The sequence below is a fragment of the Rossellomorea oryzaecorticis genome, assembly GCF_045897515.1.
In the GTDB taxonomy this organism is placed as follows: domain Bacteria; phylum Bacillota; class Bacilli; order Bacillales; family Bacillaceae_B; genus Rossellomorea; species Rossellomorea enclensis.
The window spans coordinates 31,809-57,302 of sequence record NZ_JBJOSA010000006.1; the positions used below are offsets into that span (position 1 = coordinate 31,809).

General features: G+C 42.8%; 28 protein-coding genes and 1 riboswitch. Of the genes, 24 read left to right on the forward strand and 4 right to left on the reverse strand.

The annotated features are described in order from the left end of the window. Nucleotides 1-12 precede the first annotated feature (12 nt). The 13 genes from ACKA06_RS09000 (at nt 13) to ACKA06_RS09060 (ending at nt 13,861) form a co-directional block, all read left to right on the forward strand. Nucleotides 13-1,167, forward strand: a complete 1,155-nt coding sequence (locus ACKA06_RS09000) for a D-alanyl-D-alanine carboxypeptidase (RefSeq protein WP_411159536.1) — start codon at nt 13-15, stop codon at nt 1,165-1,167. Beyond that, on the forward strand, nt 1,160-1,753 hold the full coding sequence (locus ACKA06_RS09005; RefSeq protein ID WP_032087837.1) for a nucleoside recognition domain-containing protein: 594 nt from the start codon (nt 1,160-1,162) through the stop codon (nt 1,751-1,753). The genes ACKA06_RS09000 and ACKA06_RS09005 overlap by 8 nt, the downstream gene beginning before the upstream one ends. After that, nucleotides 1,754-2,284, forward strand: a complete 531-nt coding sequence (locus ACKA06_RS09010) for a spore maturation protein (RefSeq protein WP_032087838.1) — start codon at nt 1,754-1,756, stop codon at nt 2,282-2,284. 601 nt (nt 2,285-2,885) lie between these two features. Then, entirely contained in the window at nt 2,886-3,617 is a 732-nt protein-coding gene (locus tag ACKA06_RS09015; protein ID WP_411159460.1) for a pseudouridine synthase, read from the forward strand. Between the two features lie 219 nt (nt 3,618-3,836). Continuing rightward, the gene (resA, locus tag ACKA06_RS09020) at nt 3,837-4,367 is read left to right on the forward strand and encodes a thiol-disulfide oxidoreductase ResA (protein WP_032087840.1); all 531 of its coding nucleotides are present in this window, start codon (nt 3,837-3,839) and stop codon (nt 4,365-4,367) included. A 40-nt stretch (nt 4,368-4,407) separates the two neighbouring features. Further along, nucleotides 4,408-6,045, forward strand: a complete 1,638-nt coding sequence (gene resB, locus ACKA06_RS09025; RefSeq protein WP_064564074.1) for a cytochrome c biogenesis protein ResB — start codon at nt 4,408-4,410, stop codon at nt 6,043-6,045. Between the two features lie 27 nt (nt 6,046-6,072). After that, complete coding sequence (gene ccsB / locus ACKA06_RS09030) at nt 6,073-7,248, forward strand: c-type cytochrome biogenesis protein CcsB (protein WP_032087943.1); 1,176 nt, start codon at nt 6,073-6,075, stop codon at nt 7,246-7,248. 116 nt (nt 7,249-7,364) lie between these two features. After that, nucleotides 7,365-8,081, forward strand: coding sequence for a response regulator transcription factor (locus ACKA06_RS09035; protein ID WP_032087842.1), 717 nt, complete (start codon nt 7,365-7,367; stop codon nt 8,079-8,081). Beyond that, entirely contained in the window at nt 8,078-9,859 is a 1,782-nt protein-coding gene (locus tag ACKA06_RS09040; RefSeq protein WP_411159461.1) for an ATP-binding protein, read from the forward strand. The genes ACKA06_RS09035 and ACKA06_RS09040 overlap by 4 nt, the downstream gene beginning before the upstream one ends. A 213-nt stretch (nt 9,860-10,072) precedes the next feature. Beyond that, on the forward strand, nt 10,073-10,627 hold the full coding sequence (gene sigX, locus ACKA06_RS09045) for an RNA polymerase sigma factor SigX (protein ID WP_214871814.1): 555 nt from the start codon (nt 10,073-10,075) through the stop codon (nt 10,625-10,627). Next, on the forward strand, nt 10,599-11,843 hold the full coding sequence (locus ACKA06_RS09050) for a GerMN domain-containing protein (protein WP_214871813.1): 1,245 nt from the start codon (nt 10,599-10,601) through the stop codon (nt 11,841-11,843). The genes sigX and ACKA06_RS09050 overlap by 29 nt, the downstream gene beginning before the upstream one ends. 313 nt (nt 11,844-12,156) lie before the next feature. Then, nucleotides 12,157-12,924, forward strand: coding sequence for a peptidoglycan DD-metalloendopeptidase family protein (locus ACKA06_RS09055; protein WP_411159462.1), 768 nt, complete (start codon nt 12,157-12,159; stop codon nt 12,922-12,924). A 75-nt stretch (nt 12,925-12,999) separates the two neighbouring features. Further along, a riboswitch (FMN riboswitch) is annotated at nt 13,000-13,136 on the forward strand. 155 nt (nt 13,137-13,291) lie between these two features. Continuing rightward, entirely contained in the window at nt 13,292-13,861 is a 570-nt protein-coding gene (locus ACKA06_RS09060) for an ECF transporter S component (protein WP_411159463.1), read from the forward strand. A gap of 112 nt (nt 13,862-13,973) precedes the next feature. On the opposite strand, the gene ACKA06_RS09065 is transcribed toward ACKA06_RS09060, so the two are convergent. Continuing rightward, nucleotides 13,974-14,222, reverse strand: a complete 249-nt coding sequence (locus ACKA06_RS09065) for a ferredoxin (RefSeq protein WP_032087848.1) — start codon at nt 14,220-14,222, stop codon at nt 13,974-13,976. A gap of 226 nt (nt 14,223-14,448) precedes the next feature. Between ACKA06_RS09065 and ACKA06_RS09070 the strand changes: the two genes are divergently transcribed. From ACKA06_RS09070 to ACKA06_RS09090, 5 genes are all read left to right on the forward strand, one after another. After that, nucleotides 14,449-15,513 carry a helix-turn-helix domain-containing protein gene (locus ACKA06_RS09070; protein WP_032087849.1) on the forward strand — a complete coding sequence of 355 codons (1,065 nt, stop codon included), beginning with the start codon at nt 14,449-14,451 and terminating at the stop codon, nt 15,511-15,513. Continuing rightward, complete coding sequence (locus ACKA06_RS09075; RefSeq protein WP_411159464.1) at nt 15,491-16,954, forward strand: RecQ family ATP-dependent DNA helicase; 1,464 nt, start codon at nt 15,491-15,493, stop codon at nt 16,952-16,954. The genes ACKA06_RS09070 and ACKA06_RS09075 overlap by 23 nt, the downstream gene beginning before the upstream one ends. Nucleotides 16,955-16,963: 9 nt before the next feature. After that, nucleotides 16,964-17,578, forward strand: a complete 615-nt coding sequence (locus tag ACKA06_RS09080; protein ID WP_411159465.1) for a CPBP family intramembrane glutamic endopeptidase — start codon at nt 16,964-16,966, stop codon at nt 17,576-17,578. Beyond that, the gene (locus ACKA06_RS09085) at nt 17,556-18,263 is read left to right on the forward strand and encodes a LysM peptidoglycan-binding domain-containing protein (protein ID WP_411159466.1); all 708 of its coding nucleotides are present in this window, start codon (nt 17,556-17,558) and stop codon (nt 18,261-18,263) included. The genes ACKA06_RS09080 and ACKA06_RS09085 overlap by 23 nt, the downstream gene beginning before the upstream one ends. Nucleotides 18,264-18,377: 114 nt before the next feature. After that, nucleotides 18,378-18,833, forward strand: a complete 456-nt coding sequence (locus ACKA06_RS09090) for a YpbF family protein (RefSeq protein WP_058297657.1) — start codon at nt 18,378-18,380, stop codon at nt 18,831-18,833. Between the two features lie 83 nt (nt 18,834-18,916). On the opposite strand, the gene ACKA06_RS09095 is transcribed toward ACKA06_RS09090, so the two are convergent. The 3 genes from ACKA06_RS09095 to ACKA06_RS09105 are packed head-to-tail and all read right to left on the reverse strand — an operon-like array spanning nt 18,917 to nt 20,000. Next, on the reverse strand, nt 18,917-19,486 hold the full coding sequence (locus ACKA06_RS09095) for a manganese catalase family protein (protein WP_032087854.1): 570 nt from the start codon (nt 19,484-19,486) through the stop codon (nt 18,917-18,919). Between the two features lie 27 nt (nt 19,487-19,513). Next, the gene (locus ACKA06_RS09100) at nt 19,514-19,774 is read right to left on the reverse strand and encodes a spore coat protein CotJB (RefSeq protein WP_058297656.1); all 261 of its coding nucleotides are present in this window, start codon (nt 19,772-19,774) and stop codon (nt 19,514-19,516) included. A 4-nt stretch (nt 19,775-19,778) separates the two neighbouring features. Beyond that, the gene (locus tag ACKA06_RS09105; protein ID WP_032087856.1) at nt 19,779-20,000 is read right to left on the reverse strand and encodes a spore coat associated protein CotJA; all 222 of its coding nucleotides are present in this window, start codon (nt 19,998-20,000) and stop codon (nt 19,779-19,781) included. Between the two features lie 153 nt (nt 20,001-20,153). Between ACKA06_RS09105 and ACKA06_RS09110 the strand changes: the two genes are divergently transcribed. From ACKA06_RS09110 to ACKA06_RS09135, 6 genes are all read left to right on the forward strand, one after another. Beyond that, nucleotides 20,154-20,789 (forward strand): CBS domain-containing protein, encoded by a 636-nt coding sequence (locus ACKA06_RS09110; RefSeq protein WP_032087857.1) that lies wholly within the window; start codon nt 20,154-20,156, stop codon nt 20,787-20,789. 73 nt (nt 20,790-20,862) lie between these two features. Next, nucleotides 20,863-21,243: a hypothetical protein gene (locus ACKA06_RS09115; RefSeq protein ID WP_064564058.1), complete on the forward strand. Its 381-nt coding sequence runs from the start codon at nt 20,863-20,865 to the stop codon at nt 21,241-21,243. Beyond that, complete coding sequence (locus ACKA06_RS09120) at nt 21,236-22,003, forward strand: metallophosphoesterase (RefSeq protein ID WP_214871808.1); 768 nt, start codon at nt 21,236-21,238, stop codon at nt 22,001-22,003. Before ACKA06_RS09115 ends, ACKA06_RS09120 begins: the two co-directional genes overlap by 8 nt. A 97-nt stretch (nt 22,004-22,100) precedes the next feature. Next, nucleotides 22,101-23,009, forward strand: a complete 909-nt coding sequence (locus tag ACKA06_RS09125; protein ID WP_032087860.1) for a MerR family transcriptional regulator — start codon at nt 22,101-22,103, stop codon at nt 23,007-23,009. A gap of 74 nt (nt 23,010-23,083) precedes the next feature. After that, a complete protein-coding gene (locus tag ACKA06_RS09130; protein WP_411159467.1) occupies nt 23,084-23,677 on the forward strand; it encodes an adaptor protein MecA in 594 nt (197 codons plus the stop codon). A 239-nt stretch (nt 23,678-23,916) separates the two neighbouring features. After that, a complete protein-coding gene (locus ACKA06_RS09135; protein WP_032087862.1) occupies nt 23,917-25,194 on the forward strand; it encodes a Glu/Leu/Phe/Val family dehydrogenase in 1,278 nt (425 codons plus the stop codon). The last annotated feature ends 300 nt before the right edge of the window (nt 25,195-25,494 follow it).

The following is a 25,494-nucleotide window of genomic DNA, read 5'->3' on the forward strand; positions in this document are numbered from 1 at the left end:
ATGATTGTGGGCATGAAGAAAACGAAATTTTACATATATTATATGCTTGTATTTACTTTATTGTTTGTCATGGTTTCGAAGGAAGTCCAGGCTGCTCCTTCCGTAAGTGCTCACAGGGCAATCCTGATGGACGGTGAAACGGGAAGGATATTGTATGAAAAAGATGCCCACAGCAGGAGCAGGATTGCCAGCATCACCAAAATCATGACGGCGGTACTGGCGGTCGAGTCCGGCCGGATGGATGAAGAAGTAACGGTGTCTGAGAACGCTTCAGGGACGGAAGGCTCATCGCTTTATTTGAAAGCGGGGGAAAAGATAAAACTTGAAGATCTGGTATACGGATTGATGCTCAGGTCCGGCAATGACTCTGCAGTCGCCATCGCTGAGTTCGTTGGGGGGAGTCTCGAGGGGTTTGTGCATTTAATGAATCAAAAGGCGGCTGAAATCGGGATGAAGGATTCGCACTTTTCAAATCCGCATGGACTTGATGATCATGAAGATCACTACTCGACTGCTTACGACATGGCTCTGTTGACAAAGTATGCAATGGAAAATGATTTATATAAAAAAATTGCGGGGACGAAAGTTCATACCGCACCAAATCCTGAAGAAAAATGGGACCGGAAATGGAAAAATAAAAATCGGCTGGTGACAGAACTTTATAAATACAGTACCGGGGGGAAGACGGGATATACAAAACTGGCAAAAAGGACCCTTGTCTCGACCGCCTCCAAAGATGGTGAAAATTTAATCGCCGTTACGCTCAATGCTCCTGATGACTGGAACGATCATATCGGAATGTTTGAATACGGATTTGAACAGTTCGACTACAAAATTGTCCTTGAAAAAGGGGACATCGCAAAACTTGATGATGACTTTTATAAGGGAAAGGTGTTTGTAAAACGTGATGTGATCCTTTCACTGCAAAGCGGAGAGGAAGATTCGGTCAGGATCGAATATAAAATGCTGAAACCAAAAAAGGAGTGGAAGGAATACAGAAATGTTCCGGAAGTAGTGGGCAGAGCGGTCATTTATTTGGGGAATGAAGAAGCGGAAGCCCTGCCGGTATACTTCAAAAAGGAAAAGGAGCCAGTGAAAGAGAAGAGCTGGTGGAACTTTTGGGCATATTCGATAGAAACCTTCCTGGGAGTAAATCAAAATGGTTAATCTGATCTGGGTTGGGATGACCATAATCGGACTGGTGTTTGCGATCATTAATGGAAGAATGGAAGAGATTAATGAAGCAATTTTCAATTCTGCCAATGAAGCGGTGACCCTTTGTATCGGATTAATCAGCGTACTGGTATTCTGGCTGGGGATCATGAGGATCGCGCAGGAAGCCGGGCTGCTTGATAAACTGGCAAGACTGTTCAGACCCTTTGTAAAACGACTTTTCCCCGAGGTTCCTGATAATCATCCTGCAATGGGATATATCCTGTCGAATATGATTGCGAATATGTTCGGTCTCGGCAACGCTGCCACCCCGCTTGGTATAAAGGCCATGGAGCAGCTGAAAAAGCTGAACGGCGGAAGCGATTCTGCAAGCAGGTCGATGATCACATTCCTGGCGATCAATACTTCCAGTTTGACGATCATCCCGACGACCGTCATCGCAATCCGGATGAAATATGATTCCGCTTCACCCACCGAAATCGTCGGACCGACATTGATCGCCACCATGATATCGACGATTGGGGCAATATTGATAGACCGATATTTTCATTACAGACGCACTCGTCGAGAGGTGAAATAGATGCAATGGATATCGACAATTTCGCTGTGGCTCATACCAGTCATGATTGGATTTATATTAATCTATGGAACTCTGAAGAAGGTCGCCACCTACGAAGTCTTTGTAGAGGGCGGCAAAGAAGGGGTTAAAATCGCCATCTCCATCATTCCTTTTTTAATTGGAATGCTTGTTGCCATCACGGTATTCAGGGAATCGGGAGCACTGGAGTTCTTTGTAGGGCTCATCCGGCCTGCGCTGCTTGCTTTAGGGATCCCGCCTGAAATTGTCCCTCTTGCCATCATCAGGCCGATCTCCGGAACCGCGGCACTGGGGATGATGAGTGATATCGTTGCAGCCTACGGACCGGATTCCTTCATCGGTAGGCTTGCATCCACACTGCAGGGAAGCACCGACACGACACTCTATGTCCTGACCGTATACTTCGGGGCTGTCGGCATCAGAAAAATGGGCGATGCCCTCAAAGTGGGACTCCTCGCAGACCTCGTCGGCATAGCAGCAGCCATCTTCATCGTCACCATCATGTTCGCATGACTTATTGGAGGATTGCTGCAGCTTGTTAGCTAACTTTTATGATTATGATACAATCAAAAGCGGTATTTGAGCTTTATTTATAATTGACAAGACAAACAGGCTGTGAAAGTGATTTAATCCCGAACTAATTTGCGTGCAATAAGGCAAATTAGTTCGGGATTTTAATTTGTATAGTGATCATTGAGATTAGCTCTTTCCAGCGGTTGATTGGAGTGCAAGACGAAGACTCCTGCGGGAAGAGTAGCTTATGTGAGACTTGTCCAGCTGCGGGGCTTAGAGGCACATGTCATAAGTCAAATCGGCCAAGAAGGCAAAGAACGCCTTCGTGGCCGATTCGCCTTATGCCACCCGCCTCTGAGCAAAGCCCCTCCGCTTTTCTCACCCGCAGGAACACAGTGAGGAGGAGGCTCACGGGCTACCCGCGGAATGCGAAGTCTTGCACGGAAATCATTAGCGGTGTTTAGAGCCCGCACTAGGTTTTTCGGCTTTTGAAAGTAGTTTTAAATTTTCGCGAAGCTCATTTAGCCTTTCTATTTTGTCCCGATTATGTAATAATTCATGAAGACAACCGTATTTGAAAAACATGATGAGGTGAAATACCGTGGAACGTTTACAAAAAGTGATTGCACACAGCGGCGTTGCATCACGACGCAAAGCTGAACAATTAATCATAGAAGGCAAAGTGAAAGTGAATGGCGCAGTCGTCAAGGAGCTCGGAACAAAAGTGTCCGCCTCCGATAAAGTCGAAGTGTCCGGCGTCCAGATCGAAAGAGAAAACAAGGTATATTACATGCTGTATAAGCCGCGAGGAGTCATTTCTGCAGTGGCGGATGACAAAGGCCGTCAAGTGGTGACGGATTTCTTCCCGGAAATAGAGGAAAGAATCTATCCCCTCGGCCGTCTTGATTACGATACATCAGGTCTGCTGCTCCTCACAAATGATGGAGAGTTTGCCAATCTGCTCATGCACCCCAGCAATCAGATAGAAAAGACCTACGTAGCCCGCTTGAAAGGCGTCCCTCCCAAGTTCAAAATCAGGGAGCTGGAAAAAGGCATCAAACTGGAAGACGGCATGACTGCACCAGCAAAGGTGAAAGTGCTCAGCATCGATAAAAAACAGGACAAGTCAATAGCCGAAATCACCATACATGAAGGAAGGAACCGCCAAGTCCGCAGAATGTTCGAAGCGATCGGTTTCCCTGTCCAAAAGCTGAAAAGGGAAAGATTTGCTTTTCTTAGCCTTCATGGTTTGAATGCAGGGGAAGGAAGAGAATTGACGCCTCATGAAGTCAAACAGCTGAGAACGCTGGCAGAAACCGGAAGCATCCGGTAAGGACGTGAAAGTGTCACATATCATTCATATATTGAAGCTTCTGAAATAATGATAAATGTTATAATGAGAAGGGAATTTTCCTTGATGTCCAAGGTGAATTCCCTACATAACGATAACGGAGCAATTTGTAGGGACTGATCTAATAATCAGGCCCTTTCCTGTTGTTAAGAGTATCATATCCAAATGTGAGAACGATTACATTGGTGGAGGGATTACAAAGTGAATAAAAAAAAACGCAGACTGCTCATACGCACTATCATCCTCATAGTGCTCGCCGCTGCAGTCGCCTATACGCTGTACGCTAATTTTACGAAGGACGAAAGAGGGCAGATCCAGGCAGGGGATCAAGCGCCTGATTTTGTACTCACAGATATGGATGGCGAAAAGCATAAGCTGTCCGATTATAAAGGACAGGGCGTATTCCTGAATTTCTGGGGAACATGGTGTAAACCCTGCGAAAAAGAAATGCCGTATATGAATAATCAATACAAAGAATTCAAAGACAAAGGCGTACAGGTTCTCGCAGTGAATGTAAGCGAATCTAAATTTCTGGTCAACCGCTTCATCTCGAAACACGGACTAGAATTTCCTGTAGTCATCGACAAGAATGGTGATGTACTGAATGCGTATGGAGTGGATCCGCTCCCTACAACATTCCTCATCAACCCCGATGGGAAAGTGGAGAGAGTCCTAACAGGCACCATGACAGAAGAAGACGTCAAAAAGTATATGGAAAGCATCCAACCATAGTGTCAACAGAGTTCGAACTTAACGTAAGGAGTTTTATTTTATGAAAGAAATAAAATGTGAATGCGGACACGTCAATCCTGTAGGCACTATTCTCTGTGAATCCTGCGGACGTGCGCTTACATCAGAAGCCAAAAAAGAGAAGCTTCATGACATGCGTTATGAAGGCAGTGCAAGAAGGTCCCAGACGTATAATAAATCGATTGTCGATAAAGTGTGGAACTTCTTTTCTTCCGTGAAGGTCGGGGTCTGGCTGATTATCATCACCTTGATTGCTTCAGCCGTCGGAACGATTTTCCCGCAGGAGCAGTACATTCCATCGGTTCTTCCGCCGGATCAATTTTATGAAGAAGTATATGGATTTGCAGGGGAACTTTATTACACCCTTGGTTTCCACGATCTCTACGGATCCTGGTGGTATCTCCTGCTGATTGCTTCAATAGGAGTATCATTGGTCATCTGCAGTCTTGACCGGGTCATACCCCTTCACAGGGCGCTAAAGACCCAGCGTGTTTCACGCCATGAAAGCTTTTTGAAGCGCCAGCGTGTATATGGATTGACAAAACCGGCAAATCTGGATGGTAACCTTGAGAAAATAAAGAAAAAACTCGCCGAAAAGAAATTCAAAATCCGTGAAGAGGATGGAAACATCCTGGCAGAGAAGAATCGTTTTTCAAGATGGGGTCCCTATGTCAATCATATTGGTCTGATCATCTTCCTCATCGGCGGGATGCTCCGGTTTGTCCCGGGGATGTATATAGACGAAACAGTATGGATACGTGAAGGTGAAAAGAAAGCGGTCCCGGGTACTCATGATGAGTACTATCTCGAAAATAAAGAATTCACTCTTGAAAACTATGACGACAAGGATAAGGAAGTCTTTCAGCAAACGATTCAAAATACCGGAACGATTGCGAAAAATTATCAATCCGATGTTGTCCTGTACAAAGAATCCGAAGACGCCCTTCCTGGTGAAGAGGCAGAGTTGAAGAAAGAAAAAGAAGACTCGATCAAAGTAAACCACCCATTGAAATTCGAGAATTTTGCAGTTTATCAGACCAGCTATAAACTGGATGAATTCAAGTCTATGTCATTTACTTTTGATAACAAAGAAAGCGGAAAGACTTTCGGTGAATTCACCGTCGATCTCTTTGACCCGAAGGACAAATATGAATTCGGGGACGGATACAGTATTGAGCTGATGGGCTACTACCCTAATTTCACAGGGTTTAATGAAAATGGGGAACCTGTTTCCGACAAACCTGTTCCTGACAATCCTGCATTCTTATTTAAAATGTTCTCTCCTGATAAACCAGAAGGAGAAATCAGCTTCGTTGGAATCAGAAAAAACCTTGAACCTCTCGGCGAAAATGCATTTAAAGTCTCGTTTGCAGGTGTGGAAACCCGTGATGTTTCGGCACTGACCGTCCATAAAGATCTGACATTATGGATTCTTGCGCTGGGTGGAGCTATATTTATGATAGGAGTCATTCAAGGCGCTTACTGGCATCACCGCAGATTCTGGTTCAGGAGAACAGGGGATGGTAGTTTAATAGTTGCCGGCCATACAAATAAAGGCTGGTTCGGTTTGAAAAATGAATTGAAAACAATCCTTGAAGGAACCGATATAGATATGCCTGAAGACCAGCAAGAAAAGAAAGAAAAGGACAAGGAAGAGTAAGGAGGAACAAGGATGACAGCGACCTCAATGGCTGAATGGAGCAGTAATCTGCTCTATATCGCCTTTATTATGTATTTAGTAGCGACTTTATTTCTTGGCGGCAGCATCCGTCAGAAAAATACGGAAGAAACAAACCAGAGTAAATGGGGGCTCATCGGAATCGTCATCACCATTATCGGTTTTGCTTCCCAGCTCGGCTTTTTCTTCCTGAGATGGGCTGTAGCCGGGCACGCCCCGGTAAGTAACCTGTTTGAATATACGACCTTTTTCGGAATGACCCTGGTAGGGGCGTTCATCATCATTTATTTCATTTATAAGAAGACGATTCTCGGGGTAGTTGCCTTGCCGATTGCATTGTTGATCATCGCATATGCCAGCATGTTCCCTAAAGATATCAGTCCGTTGATTCCTGCACTTCAAAGTGACTGGCTGAAGATCCATGTCACCACTGTTGCCGCAGGGGAAGCGATTCTCTCAATCAGTTTCGTCGCAGGATTGCTTTACTTGCTCAAATCAGTAGACCATACAAAAAAGAACAGGCAGTCATTCTGGCTTGAGGCAGTCATGTACGGAATCATAGTAGTCTTTGGATTCATCGTGGCCTCGACAGGATTCACCTTATCAAATTATGAAGCCACTTTCAATTATGTGAACCAGCAGGATCAGGAAGCGGTCTCAAAGTATACACTGCCTGCAATCGTAGGTCCGCATGAAGGTGAACTGGTCACTAAAGGGGCGATGGAACCATTGGCGGAAATGCCTGGGGTGATCAATGCCAAGAAACTGAACACGGTGATCTGGTCATTCCTCACAGGAACCATCATTTATCTGATATTGCGCCTGATTTTCAGGAAGAAGATCGCAGCCAAGCTTCAGCCGGCTGTCAGGAATATTAATCTGGACCTTATGGACGAAATCGGTTATCGCTCCGTCCTGATCGGGTTTCCGGTATTTACACTGGGCGGGTTGATCTTTGCGATGATATGGGCTCAAATTGCCTGGACAAGGTTCTGGGGCTGGGACCCGAAAGAGGTTTGGGCGCTTATCACATTCTTGTTCTATGCCGCGTTCATGCATCTCCGCCTTTCTAAGGGTTGGCATGGAGAAAAGTCCGCGTGGCTCGCTGTTGTTGGTTTCGCGATCATCATGTTTAACCTGGTCGCTGTAAACCTAATCATCGCCGGACTGCATTCATACGCATAATAAGAGAGTGTAAACGGGAGGCTGACGAAACGGGAATTAAATTCTCTTTGAGTCAGCTTCTTTTTTGAATTACAATAAGGATAATAGTGAAGCAAATTAAAAAGGGGGATATACCTGTGGAAGAAAGCATTCGGATATTGATAGTGGACGATGAAGATCGCATCAGGCGCTTACTTAAGATGTACTTAGAACGTGAAAATTATCTCATTGATGAGGCGGAAAATGGGGAAGAAGCGTTACATAAAGCCCTTGAAAATGACTATGACTGCATATTGCTTGATATCATGATGCCAGGCATGGACGGAGTCGAAGTCTGCAAGCATCTTCGCGAAACAAAATCGACACCTGTGATCATGCTTACAGCGAAGGGTGAAGAAGTGAACAGGGTGCAGGGGTTTGAAGTGGGGACGGATGATTATATTGTGAAGCCATTTTCCCCAAGGGAAGTAGTGCTCAGAGTGAAAGCGTTACTAAGGCGCTCTTCTAAAACCAACTACATACAAACCGAAACCAAGGCGAAAGATCTGGTCGTGTACCCTCATCTGACGATTGATAATGATGCCCACCGGGTCACTGCAGACGGGATGGATGTTAATCTCACTCCAAAAGAATATGAACTTCTATACTTCTTGTCAAAATCACCGGATAAGGTTTTCGATCGTGAACACCTTCTTAAAGAAGTGTGGCATTATGAGTTTTTCGGGGACTTAAGGACAGTGGATACCCACGTGAAAAGACTGAGGGAAAAACTGAACAAGGTATCCGAAAGTGCAGCCAAGATGATCGTCACCGTCTGGGGAGTGGGATATAAATTCGAGGTTACAAATGAATGAGGCTTTGGCGCAGTGTTGTAGGGAAACTTTGGGTCACCATTCTGCTTCTCGTGTCATTCGTCCTTTTTATCTTAACGATACTGCTACTGGAATTCTTCCAAAATTACCATGTTGATGAAGTAAAGAAAGAACTGACGAATACAGCGGAAAAAGTCGCCAGGGTGGTTGAGAACCATAAAGATTTAGACCTGGGTATGGAACTTGGAAAAGAAATCATAGATGAACCGGTCAATATCCTCATCGTCCTTGATAATGATAAGACTGTTTACTCCGACGATTCCAAGGGGATTCACCGTGAGATTCAAAACCTGATCATGAAAGACAAAGAGTTACAGCGGGTATCTGATAAAAAAACGGTCAAAAAAGAATTTGAGCTATCCCCCGATTCATCTGATAATAGATATGAAAATATCATAGTGGTCGGAACACCTCTGCACCTGGACGATCGGGACGGATCGGTCTATTTATATCAGTCACTGGGCGTCATAAAGGACACTACAAGGCAAACGACCAGGCTGATCCTCCTTGCTGCAGGGATCGCGATCATCTTGACGACCATCTTTGCCTTTTTCCTTTCCACCCGTATCACAGCCCCGTTAAGGAAAATGCGGGAAGCGGCCTTTGAAGTGGCAAAAGGTAAATTTGATACGAAGGTACCGATCCTGACGAAAGATGAAATCGGTGAATTGGCAACCGGTTTCAACCAAATGGGAAGGCAGCTTAAATTTCATATTAATGCGCTCAGTCAGGAAAAAGAACAGCTTTCGAGTATACTGAGCAGTATGGCAGACGGTGTCATCACGTTTAACCGCGACGGAACGATCCTGATCACCAATCCTCCTGCAGACCGCTTCCTGCAGCAGTGGTATTACGAACAGAGCGACATGGGGGATGAACCGATTCCAACCTCAGTAAGGCAGCTGCTCCAAAATGTTGTGGTGACGGAAACTGAACAAACCGGTGAAATTTCCCTTCAGGGGAGATCCTATGTCGTGATTGTCAGTCCTCTTTACAATAATAATACCATCAGGGGCGCTGTAGTGGTTGTACGTGACATGACTGAAGAGAGAAGGCTGGATAAACTGCGCAAGGATTTCATTGCGAATGTCTCACATGAACTCAGGACCCCGATTTCCATGCTTCAGGGATACAGTGAAGCAATTGTCGATGATATCGCGGAATCTGAAGAAGAAAAAAAGGAAATCGCACGCATCATTTATGATGAATCCCTCAGGATGGGCAGGCTCGTGAATGACCTTCTCGATCTTGCACGTATGGAAGCCGGACATATCCGGTTGAATAAGGATTCTGTGCCGATCAAGCGGTTCACGGAAAGAGTGACAAATAAATTCCTCGGGCCTGCAAGGGATAACTCTGTGTCGATTTACTTCATGAGTAACGTTGACAAGGACAGGGAAATGATCATGGATCCCGATCGTATCGAGCAGGTATTGACCAACCTTATTGATAACGCGGTAAGGCACACGCCGGAAGATGGAACGGTCACCGTTTCATTGACAGAAGAAAAAGGCGGTTTTCTATTTCACGTCAAGGACACAGGCTCAGGAATACCTGAAGAGGACATTCCTTTCGTCTTTGAGCGATTTTATAAGGCTGATAAGGCAAGGACCAGGGGTAAATCCGGGACAGGACTGGGGCTTGCCATCGCAAAGAATATCGTAGAAGCCCACAAAGGGCATATACAAGTCCACAGTAAACTGAAACATGGGACAACATTCACGTTCTTTCTACCTTTTCAGCCAGAAATCGATGAATAAACGCAACATAGCTTGAAATTGAAAGAAATGTGACGATAAATCTTGTTACATGGGAAACAATTTTCCCTAAAGAGAAGTCAACAGTAGACACCTTGATAAGCAGGTAATACTGTTGACTTTTTTGGGTAACTGTAGAATTTTCATTGAAAATCTGTTGGATTCTGTAACGTTTTTTCAAAATAATCGACTAATCAGTTGACGGGGAGGGTTAATATGAACTCCGTTTTTGACGAATTATATACAAAGTATCATCAGGATGTATTTAATTTTTTGATCTATATGGTGCATAACCGGCAGCATGCAGAAGATCTCGTACAGGAAGTCTATATACGGGTATTGAAGTCTTACCAGAATTTCGAAGGGAAGAGCTCTGAAAAAACCTGGTTGTTTTCCATAGCGAAAAATGTGGCCGTTGATCATTTCAGAAAACAAAAAAATTGGAAAAACCGCATTCTTGAAAAATTTGACTGGGGTCGGAGTGATCTGGCTTCCGGTGAAACACTTCCGGAAGAAATCGTTTTAGCAAACGAAGAAATTCAAGAGATGTACCAATGCTTGAAGGAGTGTTCGACGGACTATCGCCTTGTAATTATCATGCGTTATCTGCAGGACTTATCGATCAAAGAAACTTCAGAAGTATTGGAGTGGTCTGAAAGTAAAGTGAAGACGACTCAGCATAGAGCATTGAAATGGCTTAAACAAGAAATGACACAGCGGTTGAGGAAGGGGGATGAAAACATTGAAGAAATCAGACTGGAACGACCGTGAAGTGGAAGACTTGCTTAAAAAACTTCCGAAGCTCAATGATGATCGAACCCGCTCTTTGATTTATTCAAAAGTAGAGGAAGAAAGAAGGGCGCCGGGCAGATTTAAAAGATATGTACCGGTCATTGCGGCGCTTGCAGCCTTGTTCATCGTTGTCCTGCTTGCTCCGTCTCTTATCACACAAATGTCAGGCGAAGACAGCGCGATGGAGGGGGCTTATTCCACCGATTCTTCCGCAGGGGATTCCAAAGTTGCTGAAGATCCTCCTTCTGCTGAATCCAAGGCTGAAATAACCCGTGATGACGGATCCACAGAGGAAAACCAAATGCAAATGGCCGAAAAAAGTGATAAGGATAATAAAGAGTTCACAACTTTGAAGGAAGAAGGAAAACATGAAAGGCTTTCTTTGTTCGAAGAGGATATTGACGGCAAGTATTACTATTCCTATGGACTTGTGTCATCAGACGCGATAGCTGTACCAGTTTCAGTTCTCGCTTCTGCCGAAATGGAGGAGAAACAGACGGATTGGGTTGAGCAATATGAAGACATCTCCAGAAAGATCCCGGAGAAAGAGTGGGGATTTCAAGACTATTTCCCGATCAAGGGAGATCTTTCGCTTAGTGAAAACAAAGAAAATGTTTTACTGACATTGGAAGATAATCACCCTTATAGCGGAAGCAGTGCAGTGGAGTCCAACTTTTATCAATCGCTGTTATATTCATTTGAGGACCGGGGGGTGAAGGAAATCACCCTGCTGACGGAAGATGGAAGCGCCCCTGAATTCAGCCACTACGGCAAATTGCCGTCGATTCCGCTTAACCGGGCTATGCATCGCCCATTTTATAGTTATTCTCCTGATGGAAAGGGAAGATATTTGGTTCCTGGCAGCTTAAGCGGGGGAAATATAAAGCAATCGATCGCTGCCATGAAAGAAACGCCATCTGATCTATATCAGAGTGTGATACCTGAACAACTCTCGGTCAATGTTACAGAATCTGATGATAGGGTGATTGTGACGTTCAGTGAAGAACTGGACTTACATTCAATGAAGGAGCAATCCGCACAGGAACTGATAGAGGGAATTCTCCTTACCGCCAAGAGTTCCGGTTATCAAAAAGTTCTATTCCAAAACATCCGTCAGGAAACCTGGAATGGATTTAACTTTACAGAGCCACTGGAAACACCTTTGGCTCCTAACAAAAAAAACCTGAATGAATAGAGTGAATCAAAAGAGGCTGGAACAAAAAAGTGATTTAGTATAAGTAAAACCCGAACTAATTTGCATGAGGTGAGGCAAATTAGTTCGGGTTTTAATTTGTTCATTGTACATTTATGGTTAAGCTCATTCAGAGGCCTCTAAGCTTTATGTTTTGTCTCAACCTCTTTTTCCTTTGCATAAATAATTTTTTTCAAGACAAACTAGCAAAAGGGAAAATTTCTCATATCATATTTTCGGAATGATATACATATAGTAATAAGTATCGGATTTCCCGGCTCGTGGAAAGTTACAGAGTACCTTGAGGAGGACAAGCATGCTTTTAGATTATGCAAGAAGATTATTAATCGTTTTACTTTTGGCTTTATGTGTAAGTATCATGTTCCTAACCGGTAAGGAAGCAAAAGCCATGGATCAAAACACTGAAGGTAAGTGGATTTTTCCAGTGGACGGTGTAATCACTGATTTATACGGAACCCGGGCAGGCACTCATAAAGGGATGGATATAGGAGGGGCGGCCGGCTCCCCTGTATATGCCTCCATTGGAGGGATCGTGAGCAAGTCGTATTATTCAGAAAGCTATGGACACGTTGTGTTTATCACTCATGAGAATGGATATGAAACGGTATATGCACATTTAAATGACAGAAGTGTTGCTGAAAATGATGTGGTGACATCAGGTGAACAAATCGGCCGTTTGGGAAATACAGGCAGGTCCACGGGAGCCCACTTGCATTTTGAAGTTCACCAAGGTGAATGGACATTGGACAAAAAGAATGCAATAAACCCTTTTGACATTTTTGGAGAGGGGGAAATCGGACAGCTCGTCTTTGCCAAAGGTCAGGATCCGTATCAAACATTTGAAGCATCGGTAAACGTCCATCCTGCTGATCAAAAAGCAGCAGAAAAGAGGAACGTAATCGAACGTGAAATCATACATATTGTTAAAGAAAACGAAACTTTATGGGGAATATCACAAATTTACGGATTATCTGTTGATCAAGTAAAAGTGTGGAATGGAATGGATGCAAAAAGTAATGTCATCTTTCCTGAACAGGAGCTTAGAATCAAGGTTGGAAGTTGATTGTTTCGAATTCGAAACATTCTCCTTCCCAATTTAATGACTTTTATGTATAATGAACATGTATAAAAAAATAAGATTCGTCTTCGGGGCAGGGTGAAATTCCCTACCGGCGGTGATGAAACACTCGATGTTTCTAAGCCCGCGAGCCTTTTGGGGCAGGATTTGGTGAAATTCCAAAGCCGACAGTACAGTCTGGATGGGAGAAGATGAAGGTTTTAGCCAAAACGTTTAGAAAATGGGAAGCTGAACGTTTATTTGGACACGCCTTTTGAAACTCCGGGATGTTAGTTAATCTGGGAGTTTTTTAGTGCTTCAATGGCTGAACGATCTTCTATGTGAGATGAATCTCCAAAGGGAGAGAAGTGCAATGAAAAAAATGACTACGCGTACGTTTGTAACAATCGGCATGTTAAGTGCCATTTCGTATGTATTAATGCTTTTTAACTTCCCAATTCCACCGTTTCCTAAATTCTTGATGGTAGATTTCAGCGATGTACCCGCTTTGATCGCCACCATTACATTAGGTCCGCTTGCCGGCATACTTGTCGAATTATTCAAGAACATCATTGACTATGTCATGACGGGGAGCGACACGGGAGTGCCAATCGGACACTTTGCAAATTTTGCAGCAGGAGTATTCCTGATCTTGCCGACTCACTTCGTATATTCCCGTTTCCATTCCAAAAAAGGGCTGTTGGCAGGATTGGTAACCGGTACCGTAGTAATGAGCATTGCGTTGGGAATACTGAATTATTTCGTCCTGCTACCTGCATATAAATATTTCATGAATTTTGAACTGCCGGCAGGCATCATCATTACGGGAATCGTACCTTTTAACATTCTCAAGGGTGCTTTGGTTACGGTAGTATTCTTATTATTATTCTTTCGACTTCAAGGCTGGCTCTCGAAACAAACACCATTGAACAGAGCCGCTTGATAGCATAAAAAGCCCCGCCAGCAAATGCTGACGGGGCTTTGCTGCATAGAAGCACAACCAACACACAGAAAACAAAAAAGCGATCTTAAAAGATCGCTTTTGTTATGATGAACTATTCGAATTTAAGTGCGTCACCGTCAAATGGTTCGTCTGCAACTTTAATCGAGTCTGTCGGGCAGCCTTCGAATGCATCGATCATGTCATCTTCAAGTACGTCCGGCACTTCCACTGTACCCTGGTTATCATCAAGGGTCACGAATGCAATCCCTTCATCATCATAGTCATAAATATCCGGAGCAGCGGCTCCACAAGCTCCACATGCAATACATGTATCTTTGTCAACGATCGTATATTTTGGCAACGATAAAACCTCCTGAAAAAAATTCTATATATTCAATCATTCATTATACATAAAATGAGTTAGAAAAATAACCTAATTTATATTTTATAGAGGAAAGTAGAACATTTCAATAGTTAGGTCCGTTATTTATTATATTTATCCTAACTGCATAAAACAAAACATCAGAAGACATGAAATTCATGGTACAATATTTGACAATAACCTGCAATTCCAGAGGAGAAATCCCATGACTTATTTTCAATTAATATTATTATATTGCTTCAGGCAGTTAAATGGTGAACGATCTATATACTCGGCCTTTCATATTTTAAAAGGTAAAAAGTCGTCCCAGTCCATACAGGATTCACATTTATTTCAATTACAGCCATTTTTTCTGTCGCTCCCCAATCTGTCCAGGGATTATTTTGATGAAAAAGTGACGGGGTTGGAAGAGCACCAATTCATTCTACTTAGTGAAGAATCAAAAGCCGTTCTGACTGAAAAAGGGGAAGCGGCATTAAATCAGCCGGCAGCTTTCTTTCCCTCCAATATGAATGGGCTCGTCTATGGGGACAGGAGTATTGTATTTTGGAGAAGGTTGAATTTATTGGTTCAGGTCCTCTCAAATATGAACCATAAAGAGTTGTCATATTATCCAGTTCAGCGGAGCAGGAATGTCCAGGACTGGATCAAGAGGTTCCTCAAGGGGGTTGCTGACAGGGAAAGACTTGCGGCTGGGTTATTCAAGGAACTCCATGATATATTAAATGATCTAGACCAAGAAGAAGATCCTTCCATCCTGGTTTACAGATTGACCGGCTTCCAGGATTATGGTTTGACGGAGGTGCAGACGGCGGAAAAAATGAACCTGACCGGGGAAGAATACCGGTTCAGATTTCTTAATCTGCTTCATGGATTACTTTCAAAAATAGATCAGCACAAAGACAAGTACATCATTTTATCTTATCTCAGTACCGTAAGCAGTAAGCAGAGGAACTTGACGCTTTCGACTGCAAAGACTTACGATTTGTATAGTCAAGGGTATTCGATTGAAGACATTTCACGAATCAGAAAGCTGAAAGTGAATACAGTAGAAGATCATTTAATCGAGATTATCTTAACACATAATCATTTAGATACAGACTGCTTTATCCCAGCTGCTGAATTAAAGAAGGCAGCTTCGGTCATGAAGGAACTGGGTACGAGGAGACTGAAGCCGATAAAGGACAGGCTGCCTCATTTGACCTATTTTCAAATAAGGATCGCTATTGCAAAGGCGGGTGGTAAAAATGGATCTCCTGCAAGAGCTTAAGGAGAGATTTGGTTATCATGATTTTAGGCGTGGACAGAAAGAAGTGATCGAATCTGTTCTCAACGGTTCGGATACATTGGCGATGCTTCCCACCGGAACGGGTAAATCCCTTTGCTTCCAGCTGCCTGGATATCTGCTTGAAGGACAGGTCATCATCGTTTCCCCTCTCCTTTCTTTGATGCAGGATCAGGTGGAGCAAATGCAAGTTAAAGGGGAAAAAAATGTCATTGCTCTCAATTCCTTCTTATCTTTTCCTGAAAAGAAGCGGGCTATCGAAAGGCTGCACACATATAAATTTATTTTCATATCCCCTGAAATGCTCAGTAACCCTGATATCAGGAAAGCTGTAGAGACCTTGACCGTGTCCTTATTTGTCATTGATGAGGCCCACTGCATATCACAATGGGGACCGGATTTCCGGCCGCATTATTTACAGCTTGGAGAAATAAGGAGGGGATTGGGAAACCCGCCTGCCCTAGCCTTGACCGCGACTGCTACGAAAGAAGTAAGAGAGGATATTAAAAACGTCCTGATCTTCAAGGAACCTGCAGAAATCGTTTATTCCGTAGACCGTCAAAATATTGCTTTGACGGTTGAGAAGGTCGATACCCATCAAGAAAAGGTAAGCAGGCTTATTGATTATGCAGCTTCCTTAACAGGTCCAGGTGTCATCTATTTTTCGAGCAGGAGGCTTGCAGAGGAAATGGCTGTTCTCCTAAGGGAGAAGGGATTTGAAAATGTCACCCATTACCATGGGGGCATGGAGCAGGAAGAGCGCATATTAATTCAGCAGCAGTTTTTAACAAATAAACTGCGTATAATATGTGCAACCTCAGCTTTTGGTATGGGTGTAAATAAGGAAAATATTCGTTTTGTCATTCATTTTCACTTTTCTTCCAGCCTTGAAGCTTACTTGCAGGAAATCGGAAGAGCAGGAAGGGACGGGAAAGAGAGTGCAGCAATCGTACTTTTCACAGAACAAGATCTTTCGCTTCCATTGCATTTGATGGAGGGGGAGCTTCCTTTTGATCATCAAATTGAAGGGTTTGTCACGCTGTATCAATCAAAATCGTCCGATGAATTAGCTTCGTCCTTACAGCTCTCTGAAAGTCAATTCAGATTTTTGGACCATTATGTTCATGATCATTCAGTATCTGAGATGAACCGGCAGATCCACAATATTAAGCAGCTGCGGGATGAACGGCTGATATATAAGAAAGAAAAACTGATCTCAATGGTAAAATGGCTTCATAATGATTCCTGCAGGAGGGAAGGCATCCTGCGGTATTTTGATGAGAAAATGAAGAATAAACCTGAAGATTGCTGTGATAACTGTGGTTTTGACGTGAAAGACCTCCATACATATGACACAGGAGAAGAAGTGCAGGAAATCCAGGAGATGGATTGGGAGCAGAGACTGGAAAAAATTTTAATAGGATAAGTGATGTGGATGAAGAAACAAGGCGATATCATCAAGGAGCTCACAAAAAAACAATTAACGTTTCATTTGTTTTTTACTCAAATTGTACTATTAACGATTGCCCTCTTTTTAGGTATATTGTTATTTGAAGATTGGTCCACTTTTGGAAGTCAGTTCCGTTTGACATCATCCATCTGGACTGTAGGATTATCTTTCGGATTGATTGTCGTCATGTTGGATCTCGTATTGATGAAGTACCTTCCTCCTAAGTTTTATGATGATGGAGGGGTGAATGAAAGGATATTCTCAGAACGGAATATAGGTGAAATTGCCCTCCTGGCATTCGTCATTGCGGTCAGTGAGGAAATCCTCTTCCGGGGGATCATACAATTTCACCTGGGACTTATACTTTCCAGTATCATTTTCGCTGTCATTCACTTTCGCTATTGGGCTCATTGGTTCCTTATCATGAATATTGTTGTTTTAAGTTTTTGGATCGGCATGATTTATGAAGTGACCGGGAATTTATTGGTCACCATTATGATGCACTTTATCATTGACTTTTTATTAGGGATTTACATGCGTTTTAAGTCAAGTAAAGCAAGAAAAGAAGGGATGTCTCATGAGCAAAGACCCATTTCGTGACCTAGCAGATAAATCAAAACAGAAAATTGAAAGGGTTCAAGAGGAACCTGCTCCTAAAAAAAGGGAACCCCTGCCACCGAGAAGTGAATTACATCGAGAAAAGAAAAAAAAGAATAAAGTAAAACTGAAGTATCCATTAATCAGCCTATTGCTTTTATTTTTTATATTAATGCCTTTAACAGTTTTCAGCATATATTCATATTTTGATAACCGGAATGAGCCTTTGACGGTCTTTTCCGAAGAAAAGAACGAAGTACAGGAAGTCCAATACGAAGGCGGCGGTGACGATGGGGAGAAGGCGGCCGCTGCTGAAGAAAACCCCGACAGTGAACAGTCTGAACAAGAAGAGACGGCTGCATCAGCCAAAAAGAAGCAGAATGATAACGCAGGAGAAGAAGAATCGAAAAGCGGGAAAAAACTTCCTGCTGCAAAAGCCGCAGAAGTGGAGGAGCCTGCAAAAGCCGAAACTTCAGAATCTGCACCAGAGTCCAACCCGGAACCACCGGTACAGGAAACAAATACAAAGGTCATCTATCACACTGTACAGCCAAGTGAAACAATTTTTCGCATCGCGATGAAATACTATCATTCCCAGGATGGAATAGAGATTATTAAAAGCGCTAATAATCTCACGACAAATGAAATTCAATCGGGACAGGTCTTGAAAATACCTCTTTCCCGGTGAATACTGCCCCGCTAAAAAGCGGGTTTTTTTATTGCCTGAAAATAGGGATTTTAATAAAGTACGATTCTATACAAGTGGACAAGTTCATAGAATGATAGAAGGGAGGGATGTGATATGCATGACTCAATCAGGGGTTTTGAAGATTGGACGGATCAAGCTACGAAACAGATGCTGCAGAATCTGATCGAAAGAAAACAAAAGTTTGACCGCGCGAAAAAAATGCATGTATCTATCTTGTGGCTTTCCGTTTTTACAGCATTTTGCTTTCTGTATTATTTAGCCAAGTCTGTGCTTGGTCCTTACTCATACTCTTTTGGCGCAATGTTTTCAGTCTATGTATCACAATCGGTCCATTTATATCTGACGGTATTTATAGGGGGGCTATTCGGAGCGGTCAAAGTCCTTCATCAGCTGAAAGAGAAAAAAGAAAAGGAGTATCAGGATTTGCGCAAGGAAATCATAGACAGGAGCAAGGACCTCTGGAAAGAAGATGCCTGGAAAAAGAGGCACGAGGTCTTCGATAAGATGAAAAGCCAATTCGATATCAATCTCTATCATGGGAGTAAGTAATAATAGCGGGGCAGGCTGCAGGAGCTGTATGAATAAAAGCGTTCGACAGGCTGGCCTGCCAAACGCTAAGAGGTTCATGCATATCAGAAGAATCTCTTTTTACCTTGTTCATCTTTAAGTATTTCAGCAGCTTCCCTGAATCGCTGCGAGTGAATGATCTCTCGTTCGCGAAGATACCTGAGCCCGTCATTCAAATCAGGGTCGTCACTTAAATTGATGATCCACTGATAGGTTGCCCTGGCTTTTTCCTCCGCTGCAATATCTTCATAAATATCTGCGATCGGATCTCCTTTGGCCTGGATATAAGATGCCGTCCAAGGGACCCCTGATGCATTATGATAAAAAAGTGCACTGTCATGACTGGCATAATGGGCATCAAGTCCGGCTGCCTTCATCATTTCAGGTGTAGCATCCTTGGTCAATTTATAAATCATGGTTGCAATCATTTCCAGATGTGCAAATTCTTCCGTTCCAATATCTGTGAGCAATCCGATTACTTTATCTGGAATCGTATACCGCTGATTCAGATACCGCAGTGCAGCTGCCAGCTCTCCATCTGCACCCCCATATTGTTCCACAAGATATTTTGCTAGTGTCGGATTGCATGTACTTACCCTGACGGGGTATTGCAGCTTCTTTTCATATGTCCACATATGAATGGATTCCTCCCTTGCTTAAGATTAAACCTGCCATGGCCACGGTGCCTCTTTCCAGTCCCATGGGTAATTTGAATAACTGTATCCAAAACTGGTCAGCGGGCCGAACTCTTTTTCAAACTTCTTTTTAATTTGTTTTCTTGTTTTTACGTACATATTGTATTGAGAAATCGCATCATGATCATCTGGGTGGGTATCAAGGTAAAGTGTCAAATCAACTATTACGAAGTCAACGGCTTGTAACTCCTCCATGATTTCATAATAATGTGCAGGAAGCTGTTTCATGGCTTTAATCTCCCTTCATTTTTTCATAGGGGCTGTAGTAAGGGTCATAAAACACTTTCCATAACGTCCCTTTCCTCAGTGCCTCCTTTGGTGCATATTGTTCCAGATTAGGAGGCTGAAACCCCAGGAAAAGGTTCGGGGGGGTCGAGTAAACCTTGGTCGTAATCGGTTTACATGGGTCAAAAGGGCTGACATAAGGGTGCCAGCTTCTATAAAAATCATGCACAAGTATCCCTCCTGTTTAGAAATTCCTTCGTAACAATATATGAATGAGTCTTAAAGAACATGTTAGAAAAATTAATAGCCTCCTGAAAGAAGGGATTTCAGTAAAAAATGTTGAATAATTTAAGCGTAGGAAATAAATAAAGAGGTGGTTCAATTGTTCGTAAAAAGTGCCATGATTCCAAAGCATAAATGCTATGTCGTCAATGAAAATGACTCAATCGGAAAAACGCTTGAAGTAATGGAGCATCACAAGATAGACGGACTTCCAGTATTATCGGGAGAACAGTATGCTGGTGTTGTGACCCGTTACAATATTTATCAGAATTTCTTTTTGTCAGGTATGGAAAGAGAGAAGTTCCTGAAAGAAACAAGGACGGCCGATATCGCCATCCATCAGGATAAATTCCTGGTTGAAAGCAATGTGTTCGAAGATACATTAGTTGAATTGCAGGACTTTCCCATCTTATCTGTCATTGACGAAAACAGGAACTTCCTGGGCCTCATAACCCGCTATGATGTACTTGATCAATTCAAAAGTGCATTCGGGATGGAAAGGAAGGGAGTGAGGATTGCTTTCACATCCGTTGAGACAGAAGGAAGGATCGCACGACTCGGGGATATTATCCAGCAATATTCAGAATCGGTCATTTCCCTTGTCACATTCGATGCGACAGATAAACTGCTTAGGCGCATCGTCCTGAAGATCGAAAAGAAAGATAACATCGATAAATTCATCAATAAACTGGAGAAATCAGGTTTCAGAATCCTTCACATTAAGGAAGAAGAATAAGGCATAATAAATTTCAATCATTCACTGTATGAATCAAAATCCTTCTCATAAGATTTATGGGAGGGATTTTATTATGCATTATATTTACAGGCTGATAGGTTCATTTATATTAGGATATTTATTCATTAAATGGTTTCCGGAAATTGAATCAAATGAGGCTTCGGGAGTGGTCATTGAACTTGTCCTGCATCCGGTTGAATTTTTTGCATCATCCATCATGTGCATTCTTGGCTTTATTGTACAGGGGACCCTGGTAAAGGCTGAATGCCTATTTTTAATCCGGATGTCCAAGGGGAATTTACATAAAGAACTGTTGATTGTACCTGTCCATGCATGCATGATCTATGGTCTCTCGCTGTTTGGTATTTGGGAAACTCTGATTTTTTCCTTCTTAGCGGTTTTTTATGGTATTATTTCTTTAGATTTGCGCAGGCAAGGAGGCCATCATGCTTGAAATAATAAGTATTTTATTAATGGGAGGAGCAATACTTCTCCTTTTTATGTATTATGAAGCCCACCGGAATGAAGTAAAGACTCATTCTTTTACATTTCGTGATTTTCCCGGTGATAAGGAAATGACCCTATTCTTTATCTCGGACATACATAAACGTAAACTGGATTCGGACCTGATTGATAAAGTCCGTAATAAAGCGGATTTTGCAGTTATAGGAGGGGACTTGACGGAAAAGGCGGTTCCTTTATCAAGAGTGGAGGAAAACTTGGATAAATTAGCGGAGATCGGGTCTGTTTATTTTATCTGGGGCAATAATGATTATGAAGTGAATAGTGACGAACTCCGAAAGCTGTTCAAGAAGAAAGGGGTTCACGAAATCGTGAACGATTCAGAGACACTCCAAACTGAAGGGGGTTTCGTCAATCTGGTCGGTGTGGATGATGCAAGTACGCAGAGGGCGCTATTGCCCGATGCGCTTTCCAAAACGGATCCCTCAGGGTTCAATATCTTATTGAGTCATGATCCCCGTCTGGTTAAACAGGTAAGAAAAGAAGATGGAATCAATCTTATGTTAAGCGGGCATACCCATGGCGGCCAAATCCGGCTCCTCGGCTGGGGTTTATATAAAAAAGGCAGGACAGAAGAACTTCCCCAAACCACATTATTAGTCAGCAACGGCTACGGCACTACAGCACTTCCGCTTAGATTAGGGGCACCTGCAGAAACGCATCTGATCACAATTAAACGAAAAGTGCAATGAACAAAACCTATTCATTGCCTATACAAATTTTACACTGAAGGGAATCTCTACTATAATCTAAAAGAACATATGTAAAAGAAGACCGTGGGGGATTTCTATGAACGATCAAAATACGACCGGTAAATACAATATTAAAGCAGTATCCACAATACTTGGAATTCAGCCGGGTACATTGAGGGCGTGGGAAAGAAGGTATAATATCATAGCCCCTGTAAGAAATGAATCAGGCCACAGACTGTATACGGAGCAGCATCTGAATATCCTGAAATGGCTTGTCTCAAAAGTGAAACAAGGGTTTACGATCAGCCAGGCAGTCGCTTTATTGGATAAGCAGGAACTCGAAGAAAACGAAGTAGTCGAGAACGTGAATAAGGATAGAAGTCAGAATATATCCGATGAACTGCTTAAAGCCCTGCTCAGATTTGATGAATCAAAGGCACATGAACTCATAAATAAATCTTTCTCCATTTATACGATCGACAAAGTAGTGATTGATATTCTCGGAAGTTTGCTTGTTCAAATCGGCGACCTGTGGGAGAGGGACGAGATCACAACTGCCCACGAACATTTCGCGAGTTCGATTCTGCGTTCGCGTATTGGCAGCATCATGCATTCATTTCCGCACAATGGGATTCTTCCCAAGGTCGTGGCGGTTTGCGGTCCAGGCGAATGGCATGAGTTGGGACTGCTGATTTTCACTCTCTATGTAAGAAGAAAAGGATTTGAAGTCATTTACCTTGGTTCCAGCATCAAAGAAGATGATATCGAAGTGGTCTTGAAGGAAGTGGAGCCAAAGTTCCTGTTCTTTTCATGTACCATGCTGGATAATGTAAGCAGCTTATTATCACTTGTTTCTTCTCTGAATGAAGATCATGAAGGGTTGGAGATTGGAATGGGCGGATTTGCAATTGATCACCTGCCAAAGGATTTAAAAGAAAAATATAAATCCCATATAGTAGGCCAGTCCAAATCTGAATGGGAAGACTGGTTAAAAAGTAAATTATAAAGCGGTGTTTATGCACTGATTTGTGCCCCCTACATAGTATGGTGTAAGTCGTCACACTCTTGGGGGGCACGCAAATGAGACTGGAGCGAATTTCCGATAACAAAATTAAATTTTCCATAAGTGTAGAGGAGCTTGAGCAAAAAGGCTTGTTTGAGCAGGAGCAATGGAAAGATTCAGTAATGTGGCATGATCTGTTTGAAGACATGCTGGATGAGGTGCAGGGTAAGTTCGGCATAGAGGCCCAGATGGAAATCACTGTGGAAATAGAATCTTTCGATGAAGAGGAAATTTGCATGATTCTCACTTTAGAACTGGATGATGAAGATTATTCAGATTTTGAAGGGAGCATGGAATTGGTGAAGCCCATCATCGAAAATGATTTATTGTTTCATTTCAATGATCTTGAAGGAACCATTGATGTGCTGAACAGGATGAGACATACATCCAAGTTCCAGGAACACCCTCTGGAGATCAGCTTTTTTTACTATGAAAGTAAATATTATCTGCTTTTTGAGAATATCCCCCGGAGCCAGCATCTACTGATAAAGACGATTGTCCTTGAATATGGAGCTTTGTCAACTCTAACCGCTTATATGATAAAGGAATATGGTCATCCAATCATCCTTAAACACGCGATGGAAAAAATGACAAAATATTTCCTCACGTAACCGTTTTTTCATCACTTTTAGGTTTTGATCCTGAAAGTGTTTTTTATTTGTTTTGAAAGAGAAACACAGGGAATGGATAGTAGAAAATAATTCGTCCCTCAAAAAAATGACAGCGTTTTCAAAAAAGTAGTTTATTTTTGTTTTTCTATCTTTGCAAGTAGAAATCAAACGTGTATACTATGTCATGAAAGCGGACTGGGGTCTGCTCTACAGTGAATATAACTGGGAGGTTTACATACATGGTAGCCGAGAAGGAGAAAGAAAATAACCAAGCATCCGAAAAGAACGATGTTTTGAAATCCACACAAACGGTTATTCATCTCGCATTAGATAAATTAGGATATCCAGAGGAAGTATATGAATTACTAAAAGAACCTGTACGAATGCTGACAGTTAAAATACCTGTAAGAATGGACGATGGCAAGGTTAAGGTGTTTACCGGCTTCAGGGCACAGCACAACGATGCAGTAGGTCCGACCAAAGGCGGCATCCGTTTCCATCCGAATGTCACTGAGAAGGAGGTAAAAGCTCTTTCGATTTGGATGAGCCTGAAATGCGGTATTGTCGACCTGCCCTATGGCGGCGGGAAAGGCGGAATCATTTGTGATCCCCGTGACATGTCCTTCAGGGAGCTTGAACGGCTGAGCAGGGGTTACGTCAGGGCAATCAGCCAGATTGTAGGACCGTCCAAGGACATTCCTGCACCTGATGTGTTTACAAATTCGCAGATCATGGCATGGATGATGGATGAATACAGCAGGATCGATGAATACAATTCACCCGGGTTCATTACAGGAAAACCCCTCGTACTTGGAGGATCGCATGGCAGGGAAACGGCTACTGCAAAAGGCGTGACGATCTGTATCCGGGAAGCAGCCAAGAAAAAAGGGATCAAACTGGAAGGGGCCCGGGTCGTGGTCCAGGGATTCGGTAATGCAGGCAGCTTCCTCGCAAAGTTCATGCATGATGCAGGCGCCAAAATAATCGGAATCTCCGATGCATACGGCGGTCTGCATGATGAGGAAGGATTGGATATTGATTATCTGTTGGATAGGAGGGACAGTTTTGGTACAGTCACCAAATTGTTCAATAACACAATCACAAATCAGGAATTACTTGAACTTGATTGTGACATCCTTGTCCCAGCCGCGATTGAAAATCAAATTACTGAACATAATGCACATAAAATCCGTGCAAGCATCGTCGTCGAGGCAGCAAACGGACCGACGACTTTGGATGCAACAAAAATCCTGACTGAAAGAGGGATATTGCTTGTACCTGATGTTCTTGCTTCATCAGGAGGTGTGACAGTATCGTACTTCGAGTGGGTTCAAAACAACCAGGGATATTACTGGACTGAAGAAGAAGTGGAAGAAAAACTGGAGAAGATACTGGTCCATTCATTCAACAATGTCTACGAAACCTCACAGACAAGACGGGTCGACATGAGACTGGCCGCCTACATGGTCGGCGTAAGAAAAATGGCCGAAGCCTGCCGCTTCAGGGGATGGATTTGATTTTAATAACCTTACAAAAAAGGATGGGGCGTCCCATTCTTTTTTTGATCTTAAATTTCTATTTTGTGATAACCAATCAGTTGCTTTGACCAATTACTGAAATTAATCCATAATGTTCATGGAGAATGTTTTTTATATTTGAGAACAAATACTATATTTTATAAATGAATGATTTTGTTTGACAGTCCCAGCTGTTGATTGGTGTAGAAGACGCAGACTCCTATGAGAAAAGCGGAAGGGCTTTTGGTCAGAGGCGGGTGGCATAAGACGAATCGGCGACGAAGGCGTTCTTTTCCTTCT